The organism is Shewanella marisflavi (genome assembly GCF_023283925.1).
In the GTDB taxonomy this organism is placed as follows: domain Bacteria; phylum Pseudomonadota; class Gammaproteobacteria; order Enterobacterales; family Shewanellaceae; genus Shewanella; species Shewanella marisflavi.
In genome coordinates this window covers 280017-292599 of the sequence record NZ_JAKIKX010000002.1, presented here as the reverse complement: position 1 = coordinate 292599, position 12583 = coordinate 280017, and the positions used below count along the sequence as shown (strand labels likewise).

Annotated in this window: 9 protein-coding genes and 8 tRNA genes; 5 read left to right on the top strand and 12 right to left on the bottom strand. The window is 48.0% G+C overall.

Translation table 11 applies throughout. The features are described 5' to 3' along the window. Window positions 1-37: 37 nt before the first annotated feature. The 6 genes from L2712_RS06190 to L2712_RS06165 all read right to left on the bottom strand — a co-directional run bounded on the left by L2712_RS06190 (window position 38) and on the right by L2712_RS06165 (window position 2581). Window positions 38-1966: an EAL domain-containing protein gene (locus L2712_RS06190; RefSeq protein WP_248977215.1), complete on the bottom strand. Its 1929-nt coding sequence runs from the start codon at window positions 1964-1966 to the stop codon at window positions 38-40. 115 nt (window positions 1967-2081) lie between these two features. Continuing rightward, window positions 2082-2157: transfer RNA gene (locus L2712_RS06185), tRNA-Asn, on the bottom strand. Between the two features lie 26 nt (window positions 2158-2183). After that, a tRNA-Asn gene (locus L2712_RS06180) sits at window positions 2184-2259 on the bottom strand. Window positions 2260-2290: 31 nt separating this feature from the next. Continuing rightward, a tRNA-Asn gene (locus L2712_RS06175) sits at window positions 2291-2366 on the bottom strand. 25 nt (window positions 2367-2391) lie between these two features. Then, window positions 2392-2467 (bottom strand) — tRNA-Asn (locus tag L2712_RS06170). Between the two features lie 38 nt (window positions 2468-2505). Then, window positions 2506-2581: transfer RNA gene (locus L2712_RS06165), tRNA-Asn, on the bottom strand. Between the two features lie 744 nt (window positions 2582-3325). Here L2712_RS06165 and uvrB point away from each other — a divergent pair. Then, window positions 3326-5344 carry an excinuclease ABC subunit UvrB gene (uvrB, locus tag L2712_RS06160; RefSeq protein WP_248977214.1) on the top strand — a complete coding sequence of 673 codons (2019 nt, stop codon included), beginning with the start codon at window positions 3326-3328 and terminating at the stop codon, window positions 5342-5344. 142 nt (window positions 5345-5486) lie between these two features. Here uvrB and rrtA read toward each other — a convergent pair whose 3' ends face one another. Both rrtA and queC read right to left on the bottom strand, forming a co-directional pair. Next, window positions 5487-6071, bottom strand: coding sequence for a rhombosortase (gene rrtA / locus L2712_RS06155; protein ID WP_248977213.1), 585 nt, complete (start codon window positions 6069-6071; stop codon window positions 5487-5489). Then, the gene (gene queC, locus L2712_RS06150; RefSeq protein ID WP_248977212.1) at window positions 6065-6748 is read right to left on the bottom strand and encodes a 7-cyano-7-deazaguanine synthase QueC; all 684 of its coding nucleotides are present in this window, start codon (window positions 6746-6748) and stop codon (window positions 6065-6067) included. The genes rrtA and queC overlap by 7 nt, the downstream gene beginning before the upstream one ends. A gap of 183 nt (window positions 6749-6931) precedes the next feature. Between queC and queE the strand changes: the two genes are divergently transcribed. Beyond that, window positions 6932-7600, top strand: coding sequence for a 7-carboxy-7-deazaguanine synthase QueE (gene queE / locus L2712_RS06145; RefSeq protein ID WP_033538121.1), 669 nt, complete (start codon window positions 6932-6934; stop codon window positions 7598-7600). Window positions 7601-7684: 84 nt separating this feature from the next. On the opposite strand, the gene L2712_RS06140 is transcribed toward queE, so the two are convergent. The 4 genes from L2712_RS06140 to L2712_RS06125 form a co-directional block, all read right to left on the bottom strand. Next, a complete protein-coding gene (locus tag L2712_RS06140; RefSeq protein ID WP_248977211.1) occupies window positions 7685-8746 on the bottom strand; it encodes a PLP-dependent cysteine synthase family protein in 1062 nt (353 codons plus the stop codon). Window positions 8747-8930: 184 nt separating this feature from the next. Further along, window positions 8931-9015 (bottom strand) — tRNA-Tyr (locus L2712_RS06135). 40 nt (window positions 9016-9055) lie between these two features. Further along, window positions 9056-9140: transfer RNA gene (locus tag L2712_RS06130), tRNA-Tyr, on the bottom strand. A 31-nt stretch (window positions 9141-9171) separates the two neighbouring features. Next, window positions 9172-9256: transfer RNA gene (locus L2712_RS06125), tRNA-Tyr, on the bottom strand. 125 nt (window positions 9257-9381) lie between these two features. On the opposite strand from L2712_RS06125, the gene L2712_RS06120 reads away from it, so the two are divergent. The 3 genes from L2712_RS06120 to L2712_RS06110 all read left to right on the top strand — a co-directional run bounded on the left by L2712_RS06120 (window position 9382) and on the right by L2712_RS06110 (window position 12562). Continuing rightward, a complete protein-coding gene (locus L2712_RS06120; RefSeq protein WP_248977210.1) occupies window positions 9382-9870 on the top strand; it encodes a VC2046/SO_2500 family protein in 489 nt (162 codons plus the stop codon). A 91-nt stretch (window positions 9871-9961) separates the two neighbouring features. Beyond that, a complete protein-coding gene (locus L2712_RS06115) occupies window positions 9962-10249 on the top strand; it encodes a DUF406 family protein (RefSeq protein WP_088904577.1) in 288 nt (95 codons plus the stop codon). A 150-nt stretch (window positions 10250-10399) separates the two neighbouring features. After that, entirely contained in the window at window positions 10400-12562 is a 2163-nt protein-coding gene (locus L2712_RS06110) for a putative bifunctional diguanylate cyclase/phosphodiesterase (RefSeq protein ID WP_248977209.1), read from the top strand. Window positions 12563-12583 lie beyond the last annotated feature (21 nt).

The following is a 12583-nucleotide window of genomic DNA, read 5'->3' as shown; positions in this document are numbered from 1 at the left end:
CGGCCGGGATAAACAACACAAAGAATGCAGGGATTAATTATCCCGCGGTCTGATTGCGCGCTGTTTGCTCATCCTTTGGTGATAAGGGCTTAGGCTTAGCGATGTAATAGCCTTGTAAGCCATCGACCAAAAGTTGTTCTAAGGCAAACTTTTCTTCCTGCTGTTCTATGCTGGACGCTATCACCTTGATTGACTGTTTTCGGGCAACATCGACAATCATCTTAACGAAGAAACGGTTGTTAGCGTCGCTGTCGATAGATTGGGAATAACTACCGTCGAGTTTGATAAAATCTGGCCGAACTTCTTTAAAGAATTTAAACGAGGTGAAGCCCATCCCAAAGTGCTCAACCGCGACCCGCGCACCAACACCATGCATGTCGCGAACGAATTTGTGCGCCTGACTGATATTCGCTTGCATGCCGGCCTCGTTGACCTCTAGCACTATGCGCGAGGCGATTTGACGCTGACGCACTAAGAGATCTCTGAGCCAAGCGGTAAAGTCTGGCTGATTCATCGAGGCGGTGCTGATATTGATCCCTAAGGCGCCGGTGAGCGTGGGGGTGTCAATCAGTAAACGTAATGTACTTAAGATAATGATCTTATCGAGTTCGACACTCAGGCCATGACGTTCTGCCATAGCAATCACTGTACCTGTGGGCAGGAATTTACCTTCGGCACTGTAAAAGCGTGACAGCAGTTCGCTATAGATATTGTCGGCGCCACGGCAGGGTTGAATGTCCTGTGCTTGAAACTTAATCGCTCGGCGTTTAATGATATCTTCGATTGCCAGTTTCCAATGAGAATCGCCAATCAGTTCCTCATCGGTCAGTTTCTCCTGAATATGATAGCTGTTGGGACCTAGGGTCTGGGCTATGCTGACGGCTGCATCGGCGATATAGACGAGCGATAGGGCATCCCCCCCTTGCTGGTAGGGAACCAAGCCGATATAGGCGGTGGCGTCGAGATCGCTAGTTTGCTGGAATTCATCAAATTCCGCCTTTAACTTTTCTAAAGGCCCATGGGCATCTTTAAGGACGAGGTCGGGTATAAACACTGCAAAGTCGGCGCTTGAGAGTCGAAATGCTTCAATATTGGGGATCCCTTGTAGCGCCTTACGAATACAGTTAGCGACACCCGAAAGGTAATCGTCACCGGCGGCGCGTCCCATACTCTGGTTGACATGTCCCAGTTCGGTTGCCTTGATCATCGCCATCAACCCAATTCTGTCTTTACCTGGTTTGGCGATTGCCTCAAGCTTTTCGGTAAATTTAGGGCGCGTGCCAAAAAGGGTTATGGGATCTTGGTAAGCTTCTCGATTGAGCTGCTCATTATCCTTTTTTATCTTATCGAATTTCTCATGTAATGCGCTGCGACAATGCTCTATGGCCTTGCCTAAGGGTTTCAGCTCTCCTTTAAAACGCGAGTGTGCTATGGCGTCAAACTTAAGTTCAGCTAAGGTATCGAGTGCTTCAACGGCGTAACGAACACTGCGCTTTTGGCGATGTATGATGAGTGAGACCAATAGGGCAAGAACCAAATAGGTACCACCAATCCAATATAGGCTTCGTATAAATTGATTGACGGCGTCATTTGCGATGCCGCGGCTAGCGAGTTTAACTTGCAATCTACCCTGGGCGAGGGCCCGTGTGTCATCTCTTAGTTGGCTAAACAGCAATGTGGCAAGATCATGACTGGTTGGAATGAGCTGGCCATGGGTGTAATTCAGATTGCCATCTAGCTGATGCACATATTGAAAAAACTGAAAGTCATACTCTTTACTTAACAGCGCAAAGAGGGCTTTGCCATCTTCAGGGAGGGCTTGCTGCCAAAGAGGATTGGCTTGATATTCTTTAAGCTGGGTGTCGGCGAGCCTAACTATCTGCTGTTTTTGGCCTTGATAACCTATTGCTATCAGGGTCAGGCAAACTGCAATAAGAAGTAGATGAATTGATTTTCCAACGCCCATAAATAGTAACCTAAGACAATCGATTACTCATTCTAGCTAAATTTGAAACGGATAGTCTAACGCTTTATGGCAGATGAGATTTTTTAGACGAAGCGTGAGCGGATAACAAAGAAGATGGCTCCCCAGACTGGACTTGAACCAGTGACATACGGATTAACAGTCCGCCGTTCTACCGACTGAACTACTGGGGAATCTTTAGTGGAATAGGATAGTGAAGTGGCTCCCCAGACTGGACTTGAACCAGTGACATACGGATTAACAGTCCGCCGTTCTACCGACTGAACTACAGGGGAGTAGAAACTTCGCTATCTATATAAGTATAAGTGGCTCCCCAGACTGGACTTGAACCAGTGACATACGGATTAACAGTCCGCCGTTCTACCGACTGAACTACTGGGGAACAGATACTTATATGGTTAAACATTTGGCTCCCCAGACTGGACTTGAACCAGTGACATACGGATTAACAGTCCGCCGTTCTACCGACTGAACTACTGGGGAACTACATAATGCTTAACTATCTTCTTCAATGACCGCTTTGGCTCCCCAGACTGGACTTGAACCAGTGACATACGGATTAACAGTCCGCCGTTCTACCGACTGAACTACTGGGGAATCGTATAAGCGACTCGTCGTTGAAGACGGAGCGCATATTAAATCGCTCTTACACACGAGTCAACTCGACTTGGCAAAAAAAGTGTAATTATGCTGTTAAGTGCTCATCTAATGCGCATAGTGATCGCTAAGTGGGCATTTTGGCTATTTCGCGGCCATATCTGGCTGAAAATTATCACCTATTAACGATTTTTCGACGGAGATTATGGCATGGCAAGCATTTTGTCGGACAGTCGTATTTTCAAATGTAGTAAAATTTCATCTCATCAATGAAATCTCACCATTCGCTTAAATAGCCCTAAAGCCGCGATTCTCCTGAGGTTGCGCGACTTATCCACTAAATCTGTGGATAAACCTGTGGGTTAGGACGAAAACCTACGGTCAAAGCCCGATGGATTGGGACTTGTACTTAAAATGACGAGATTTAGCTACTCTTAATATTGCCACTGTTTATCAATAACTTATAAAAATCAAGCCCCGTAGAGCAATAAAAGTGGCGGCGTTACAAATATGTAATCAGATTTAGGCGATAACTTGTGTATTAATCTGGCTCTAGCCTTAGGTTTTTGGCTGTTTTTTAATCTAAAGGGGGAGATTTCTACCTTGTACTAAAGTTACATGACAACTTGATGATGTTTAGGTGCTATTTTGGTTAAATCTGCTTGCGAATAAAAACAGGGTTCGCAATTGGCTAATGAGTTTGGGTCAATTAAGATAGGTGCACTGTTATAAAGGAGTGCACCATTGAGTGAATCAGCGTTCGACCTCGTATCTCAATATCAGCCGGCTGGCGATCAGCCTACAGCCATCAAGCAGCTCGTAGAGGGACTCGAATCCGGCCTGGCTAGTCAGACGCTGCTGGGGGTGACGGGCTCAGGCAAGACTTTTACCATTGCCAACGTCATTAAGCAGATGCAGCGCCCCACCATTATTATGGCGCCCAACAAGACCCTGGCGGCTCAGCTTTATGGCGAGATGAAGGAGTTCTTCCCTCATAATGCCGTTGAGTATTTTGTTTCCTATTACGACTATTATCAGCCCGAAGCCTATGTGCCTTCGACCAATACCTTCATTGAAAAGGACGCATCGGTTAACGCCCATATTGAGCAGATGCGCCTGTCGGCGACTAAGGCGTTGCTGGAACGCAAAGATGTGGTGCTGATCGCATCTGTCTCAGCCATCTATGGTTTGGGCGACCCTGAATCTTATATGAAGATGTTGCTTCATCTGCGCCAGGGCGATTTTATGGGCCAGCGCGAGATCCTTCAGCGCCTGAGTGAGTTGCAATATACCCGTAATGATATCGAGTTAGATCGCGGCACATTCAGGGTGCGTGGTGAGGTGATCGATATCTTCCCGGCGGAATCCGATAAACAGGCGATCCGTGTTGAGTTGTTTGACGATGAGATCGACCGCCTCAGTCTCTTTGACCCACTGACTGGTCATATTATACAGCGGATCGCACGTACCACGGTTTACCCCAAGACCCACTATGTGACACCGAGAGAGAAGATCCTCGCAGCCACCGAGGAGATAAAGCAGGAACTGAGAGAGCGTAAACAGTATCTACTAGACAATAATAAGTTGATCGAAGCTCAGCGTATCTCGGAGCGGGTGCAATATGATATCGAGATGATGACTGAGCTAGGCTACTGCTCCGGCATCGAAAACTACTCACGTTACCTGTCGGGTCGCCGTCCAGGCGAGGGGCCACCAACCCTGCTTGATTATCTGCCGGCAGATGGTTTGCTGATCCTGGATGAGTCTCATGTGACTGTGCCTCAGATTGGCGCCATGTATAAAGGCGACAGGTCGCGCAAGATGAACCTGGTGGAATATGGTTTTCGTTTACCCTCGGCATTAGACAATCGCCCGCTTAAGTTTGAAGAGTTCGAGTCGTTAATGCCCCAGACTATTTTTGTGTCGGCGACGCCGGCGCAATATGAACTCGATAAGAGTGAAGGGGAGATCGCCGAGCAGGTGGTCCGTCCTACCGGGCTGCTGGATCCAGAGATTGAAGTGAGGCCTGTGGCGATTCAGGTTGACGATCTCTTGTCTGAGGCAAATAAACGTGTGGCCGTTAACGAGAGGGTGTTGGTGACGACTTTGACCAAACGTATGGCCGAGGATCTCACCGAGTACCTGGACGAACATGGGGTTAAGGTACGCTATCTGCATTCAGATATAGATACTGTAGAGCGGGTCGAGATCATTCGCGATCTGCGTCTTGGGGTATTTGATGTGCTTGTGGGGATTAACCTACTCAGGGAAGGTTTGGATATGCCAGAAGTGTCGTTGGTGTGCATATTGGACGCCGACAAAGAGGGCTTCCTGCGCTCTGAACGTTCATTGATTCAGACCATTGGCCGAGCGGCGCGTAACGTTAACGGTAAGGTTATCCTCTACGGTGATAAGGTGACTAAGTCGATGGCCAAGGCGATAGGGGAAACCGAGCGGCGTAGAGAGAAGCAGCATAAATTCAATCAGGCCAATGGTATAACGCCTAAAGGGGTATCGAAAAAGATCGCCGATGTGATGGATCTTGGTGGTCATAACGAGCATACGGCTAAGGTGCTGCCGAAATATCATAGAGTGGCCGAGTCACGCACGACCTATGCTAAGCAAGATGCCGCGAGCCTCAGTCACCAGATCGATGAGCTGGAAAAACGTATGCATCAACACGCCAGAGATCTTGAGTTTGAGCAGGCGGCGGCGCTGCGAGACGAAGTGTTGGCGTTGCGCGAAGCTCTGATTAAGGCTTAAGCGGTTAAGGTTTAGGCCTCCAAGGTTTGAGTCCTTGAGGTTTACGGGCTTAAAGCACGTCGGAGATGAAAAAGGCTAACCTCAGGTTAGCCTTTTTCATCGCCCTTATTGAGGCCATGTCCAGCGAGATCTGTCCGTAGGATTATCGGGCGAAACGCCTTAATTGGCGCAATAGCAGGAATAGTAAGATACCGCTGACCACGCCTACCAGGTGCGCCTCGGTGGCGACCCTAGCGTCGATCAATTTGGTGATCTGATCGGTCGCGCCATAGTACTGTTCATAGGCTACCTTGGCACAGACCCCGGCAAATAATAGATAACCAGAGCGGATCTTCATCTGGATATCTTTCAGTGCGCCATAAGCAAACAGACCGTGCAACATGCCACTTAGCCCGACATAGCCGCTAAGGGTTGGGTAAAACCAATAGAGTCCCAGCCCCTGTAACAGGCAGAGCAGGCAAAATAATAAAGTGAAGTTACCGGCGCGGTAATGATTTTCGTGCAGGAAACTGATCACCCAGAGGCCACCAAGATTCATCAGCAGGTGCCAATGATTGGTGTGTAGCAGGTTGCCCGTTAACAGGCGCCACCACTCGCCATGGGCGATAGCGGCGCGGCGAAAGGCCAGTGTGGCGTCCAGTTGCAGAAAATAGAGCAGGGCACACAGTATGCTTATGGCCAGCACCACACCATAGGGCGTGGCGCGTGACGTCAGGCGAGCTAACATGATGCGTCCAACTGCGCCATGACAGTCTCTTTATCGTCGAGATAATCTTGCAGCCCTTTGGCTCTCAAGAGGCAGGCTGGGCAGGTACCGCAACCGCTGCCCAGAATACCGTTATAGCAGGTCAGCGTTTGGTCGCGCACCAGCTCAAGCTGATGATACTTGTCGGCCAGTGCCCATGTTTGGGCCTTATTGAGCCACATCAAGGGGGTGACCAACTTAAGCTCTCTATCCATGCCCAGTTCAAGCGCCGATTGCATCGCCTTGATAAATTGATCGCGGCAGTCTGGATAACCAGAGAAATCGGTTTCACAAACACCAGTAATGACACTCTCGGCACCAAGCTGATAGGCGTAGATCCCGGCGAGCGTTAGAAACAGGATATTACGACCCGGCACGAAAGTGTTGGGTAAACCATTATCCATCAGCTCATTAGATACCGGAATCGCACCTCGTGTCAGGGCCGAGATAGCCAATTCATTCAGTACAGTGACATCAAGTATCTTGTGACTGGCGACATTAAGCTGCTGCCCCAATTGTTTGGCTGTTTCTATCTCTTGACTGTGCCGCTGGCCATAATCGAAGGTCACGGCATGCACCTCATCATATTGGCTGAGTGCTTGGATTAAACAGGTGGTGGAATCTTGCCCGCCACTAAATACAACAACGGCTTTAGACATTTTATGGGTCCGATAAAAAATTTTCCGATAGTTTAACTGACCCGTAAGGTCATGCAAATCTTCTTGGCTGGTTCGTTGGTATTTAGCGGTAAATTCAGGAATCCTCGATGAATTAATGGGGTTATACTTGCTTGTAGGGGCAAAATCTTCTATAAAAGCCGCCCCAAAGCGATGAGGTTAAAGATGAAGTATCCGGTCAATGAAGTTTTCGAAACCATACAAGGTGAAGGGGTTTACACCGGGGTGCCGGCGATATTTGTGCGCCTGCAAGGTTGCCCTGTGGGGTGCTCCTGGTGTGATACCAAACATACCTGGGAAACCTTGGCTGAAAACCGAGTCTCTTCTGAACAGGTGATTCAGGTAGACGGTACCATAGGCCGCTGGGCCGAACTGGATGCCAGAGAGTTACTGATGCACTTTAAGGTGCAGGGCTTTAGTGCAAAGCATGTGGTGATCACCGGCGGCGAGCCTTGTATCTATGATCTCACCGCTCTCACGCAATCTTTGGCAGATGCGGGGCTGCAATGTCAAATCGAGACCAGTGGTACTTTCGATGTGCTGGTTGATCCCAGAGCCTGGGTGACGGTTTCTCCTAAGGTCAATATGAAAGGGGGCTTCAAGGTCCTTGAGCAGGCGTTAGAGCGTGCCGATGAGATCAAACACCCTGTGGCTAAGGCATCGCATATTGAAGAGCTTGATGAGCTATTAAAGGGGGTCGATACCTTGGGTAAGACTATCTGCCTGCAGCCCATTAGCCAGAAGCCGCGCGCCACTGAGTTGGCGATGAAAGTGTGTATCGAGCGAAATTGGCGTTTATCGATACAGACTCATAAGTATCTCAATATCGATTAACCTCATCAAGATTGACGGTGGTGTGCACCGTCAATCTCTTACCCGCCAACTTTTCTATTCAAATCATTGTCTAGCGACAGCCGATTAATCAAGTCGACCCGTGTGGTTAAACTCGGCGAGCTTGTCCTCATAGTATTTGATATCGCCTATGTGGCTTGAGACCCACTCGCTGTCGTAGTAAGTGTCCAGGTAGCGCTCGCCCGCATCACACAACAGGGTCACTATAGACCCGCTTTGACCTTGGCTATGCATCTCACTGGCAAGTTGCAAGGCGCCATAAAGATTAGTCCCTGTAGAGGGGCCAGCTTTGCGACCAATCAAGCGTTCTAGCCAATAGATGGTGGCGATCGAGGCACTATCATCAATCTTGACCATGTGATCCACCACCCCGGGAATGAACGATGGCTCTGCTCTGGGGCGGCCTATGCCTTCGATACGGCTGGCGTTGGCGCAACTAATGCTGGCGTCGCCGCTATGGAAATAGTCATAGAATACCGAGTTTTCTGGATCGACGACACAGAGCTTAGTGTCGGCGCGCTGATAACGAATGTAGCGGCCTATCGTCGCCGACGTTCCGCCAGTGCCTGGGCTCATCACAATCCAATTGGGTACCGGGTGGGGCTCCCTTTGCATCTGCTCGAAGATAGAGTTTGCAATATTATTGTTGCCGCGCCAATCGGTAGCACGCTCGGCGTAGGTGAATTGGTCCATATAGTGACCAGATAGCTCGTCTGCCAGACGCTGGGATTCGGCATAAATTTGACTGGAATGTCCGACAAAATGACACCGGCCGCCGTAAAACTCGATCTGCTGAATCTTTTTCTTGGCCGTGGAGGCGGGCATAACGGCAATAAATGGCAGTCCCAGCAGGCGAGCAAAATATGCTTCTGAGACAGCAGTGCTTCCCGATGACGACTCTATGATGGGGGTATCTTTGGTGATCCAACCGTTACATAGGGCATAGAGAAACAGAGATCTGGCCAGACGATGCTTTAAGCTGCCTGTCGGGTGGGTACTTTCATCTTTTAGGTAGATGTCGATGCCCGGCAACATAGGCAGATCTAACTTGATGAGATGAGTGTCTGCGCTACGCTGGTAGTCGGCCTCGATTTTAGCGATGGCCTGATTGACCCAATTTTGTTCCATTCTTGCTCCAGAGGTTTTTGAGCGGTTAGTCGTTATAGCTTAACGAAATAAATTATAACGAAAAGGGGAATCGAATAGAAATGCGACCAGGTACATCAGATCTATTATGGCTTACTGTAATCGATGCAATTAGCTTTGGAATTTGATAAAAATTTGATTTTTGAATCAACAGGAAAGGAGAAAATGGTGGAGGGAGAAGGATTCGAACCTTCGAAGGCTGAGCCGTCAGATTTACAGTCTGATCCCTTTGGCCACTCGGGAACCCCTCCACAGATAACGCAGAATCACAATTTAATAAGAAGATAAAGATGGTGGAGGGAGAAGGATTCGAACCTTCGAAGGCTGAGCCGTCAGATTTACAGTCTGATCCCTTTGGCCACTCGGGAACCCCTCCACGAATATCTCTTTATTACATTGTAGGCAAATGGTGGAGGGAGAAGGATTCGAACCTTCGAAGGCTGAGCCGTCAGATTTACAGTCTGATCCCTTTGGCCACTCGGGAACCCCTCCTCAATTGCGGCGGCAATAGTAGTCAGAAACGCCGCCGCTGTAAAGTCCCTATTTGAAATAATTGCTAAAGTTATGTCGCAAGCGGTCGATTAAATAGCAACGAGCTGTTTTATTGATGTTTTTTTATGCGAACTAGTCAGTTGTTAATCAACGAAAATCATTTAGGGTCACGTCTTAATCAGGCGGTGAACGAGCATCGCCGTGGTGAGTTTGGCCTGCTTCTGGCGATGTTGTCGAGCGACGCTAGAGATCTGGCACAGTTTCATCTTGATGGGATGCACTTAGACAGCGAGGCAAAGTTAAAACGTCAATTTGATCTTCCAGAGCCACAAGCGTTAACGAGTGAGTTGCATAAAGGAATTGATTGCGACAATAGCGGCGCATTTCATCAGGCTGGTTTAAGCGGTTTTCATCTGCAACAATATTTGTCTCCTGAACCTTTAGTACACCGTGGTCGTGATCCGCTGGCGATGCAAGAGGTGTTGGCCAATTGTGATCCTATTACGGCTGCGCGTTTTCATGGCGAGCTAACGGTTGATGCGCATCTGCTTGAGTTACCGCATTTTACTGAGCAGATTGTGAAGCAACGTGCGTTAGGTGACATTTTGGCATAGTCTTAAGTGCAGACGACTTGCTTTTGCTATATCGTGCGTTGTCATGTTTAGCATTAAGCATTTTTCCATAATTTAATAGGTAGAAGTCAGCATGAAAAAGATTCAAGAAGGACAATCGGAATTGGTGAACGATACATGTACCGATTGCGGCAGTTACGCCGACATCGGCGCGGTGATCGATGAGTTTGACACTGTACTGACATTAGACCGTCAAGGAGAGAATGCCCAGGCAGAATTACAGAAGCTTGCCGACGCTGCTAAAGCACGTTTTGATGGTGTGGTAAGTGAAATGACGACGCTAGATGATGGTCAGCAACTGACGCTTACGTTTGGCTACAGCGCAGAGAAAATGATTTTTCAGCTAGAACATGGGTTGTAAGAGAATTTGCTGATTTTGGCTTGCTAGTGAGTAACTTGTTCGTGTAATGTTCACAGAATATTCTTATTAAAAATAACAACAATGTTTGTATTTGTGCTGCTCAGGGCAGTTTTTTTACCTCGATAACCTTGTTATCGGCTGTAGGATGTTATGATCAAACGCCAATTTCAGCATTTGCTCGAAATCATAGTCAATTCGACCGAAAAGCAAGAAGGTCAGTTTAAAGAGACGGCCGAGTTAGCTTGTCGTCTCTTAAGTCAATCGCTAGCGGTTGAACGTGTTGGCGTATGTTTATTTGATGTCGATAACGACACCACACAACTCATCGCGCAAGGCGATCAAAGTCTATCTGCCCTACGTCCTGTCCCCAGTCACTGCACTGCCTATCTCAATGAATTAAAGCTGCGTCGCATCATAGATGTCGTCGATGTCAATCGCGACAGCCGCGTCGATGAACTTAACCGCTATTTCTTCGATAATGAATTGGTTTCTCATCTTGATGTGGCTATTCGTATCAATGGCCATTTAGAGGGCGTTCTGTTTCTTGAGTCTAGTACTGCTCACCATTGGCAAGACAGTCAAATCCATGTCGCTTCACAAGTGGCTGATCAACTCGCCTTGACCCTAGCGACTCAAAGAGCCTACGAGACTGATGAACGCCTCAGTCTTTTTGTTAAGGCGATTGAACAGTCTGAACAGATCAGCATGGTGGTTAATCTTGCCACTAATAAAATTGAATATGTTAATGAAGCCTATCAATCTATTTCGGGTGAGCTGAAACAACAGATATTGGGCAAGCCAATATCCTCGCTGGACTTCTTTAAGCAATCACCGACTCAAGCTGAGACGGTATTAGCCCAAGTAAAACAGGGGAAGATCACTAAAGGTAACACTCAGTTGGTTCGTCGTGATGGTGAAAGCTATTGGTTGCGTTATCGGGTACGCCCCTTTACCACGCCCAGAGGCAATCACTATGCCTTGGTAACTGCCGAAGATTGTACAGAAGAGCTACAACAACAAAATGAGCTCGAACGCTTGGCCTGGCGATGTGCTTTAACCGGTCTTTATAATCGTAGTTATTTCAATAGAGCACTGGAAAGAGTCCAACACGGCCATCTGATGCTGATCGATCTTAGGGGATTTAAGCGGTTTAACGATACCTATGGTCACAAAAAAGGCGACAGTTTGCTGATAGAGATCGGTAGACGAATCAAACACTTCGGTAGTGTGAAAAAGGCTGAACTCATGGCAAGGGTAGGCAGCGATGAGTTTGCTTTGGTGGTCGAGGGCATTGAAGACGAGCAGAGTCTTGATTACGCCATCAAGCGCCTTTATCACCAACTTAGCTTACCGGTACAGGTTGGGGTAGAGTCTTTTGAGGCTAAACCTGCGTTGTCCGTGGTTGACATAGATGCCTTAGAGGCGGGTTTCTCGGCGCTTACTTGCGCCGATATTGCCGTACAGTACGCGAAGAAGAAACAGGGCAACGCAGTACAGATCTTTAATCACGCCTTGCTCAACACCTTCAAAGAAGACGCCCAAATTGAGCGAGAACTTCAAGCAGCTCTTAAAAATAGAGAGTTTGAACTTTATTATCAACCTCTTAAAGATCTTGGTCGTCAAGCTTATATAGGTGCAGAGGCCTTGATCCGCTGGCATCATCCCAAGAAAGGGGTGTTGTATCCTGGTGCTTTTATCGATATTGCCGAGCAAACGGGAATGATCGCTGCGATAGGCGAATGGGTGCTCGAAGCCGCCTGCCGTCAACTTAACCTATGGCAGCATCACAACATTAATATTTCAATGCACGTTAATGTTTCCGCTCGACAGTTTTTCAGCACTCAACTCTATGATCAGGTGTGGGAGTTGGTGACACGTTATCGCATTCGACCCAACAGCTTGATCCTGGAGATCACCGAAACAGAATTAATGGACGATGTCGTGTACGCCACTCATCTGTGCAAAGAATTGGCAGAGCTTGGGGTTGGCTTGGCTATCGATGATTTTGGGACGGGTTATAGCTCTATGCGCTACCTTAAACAGTTCCCGATCTCTAAGTTGAAGATAGATAGATCTTTTATTTCAGATTTGAGTGTGAGCCGTGAAAGTCGTGAAATCGTTAGTGCCATCATAGCCATGGCTAAAGCATTAAATATTTCACTCACCGCTGAAGGGGTTGAGACGGCGGAGCAGGAAACCTTCTTGTCGGCGTTAAGTTGTCATCAAGCCCAAGGATTCCTCTACAGTCCGGCGCTAAGAGAAGCTGAGTTCAGTCAATTTTTGAAACGTAACGCTGCGACTGAGTACCACTAGGGCTTAATAGGCGCCAAAGCG

Excerpts from the sequence above, each read along its gene's own strand:
- L2712_RS06190 (WP_248977215.1), bottom strand. The coding sequence starts at position 1,966 with ATGGGCGTTGGAAAATCAATTCATCTACTTCTTATTGCAGTTTGCCTG.
- rrtA (WP_248977213.1), bottom strand. The coding sequence starts at position 6,071 with ATGTTAGCTCGCCTGACGTCACGCGCCACGCCCTATGGTGTGGTGCTG.
- queC (WP_248977212.1), bottom strand. The coding sequence starts at position 6,748 with ATGTCTAAAGCCGTTGTTGTATTTAGTGGCGGGCAAGATTCCACCACC.
- queE (WP_033538121.1), top strand. The coding sequence starts at position 6,932 with ATGAAGTATCCGGTCAATGAAGTTTTCGAAACCATACAAGGTGAAGGG.
- L2712_RS06140 (WP_248977211.1), bottom strand. The coding sequence starts at position 8,746 with ATGGAACAAAATTGGGTCAATCAGGCCATCGCTAAAATCGAGGCCGAC.
- L2712_RS06120 (WP_248977210.1), top strand. The coding sequence starts at position 9,382 with ATGCGAACTAGTCAGTTGTTAATCAACGAAAATCATTTAGGGTCACGT.
- L2712_RS06115 (WP_088904577.1), top strand. The coding sequence starts at position 9,962 with ATGAAAAAGATTCAAGAAGGACAATCGGAATTGGTGAACGATACATGT.
- L2712_RS06110 (WP_248977209.1), top strand. The coding sequence starts at position 10,400 with ATGATCAAACGCCAATTTCAGCATTTGCTCGAAATCATAGTCAATTCG.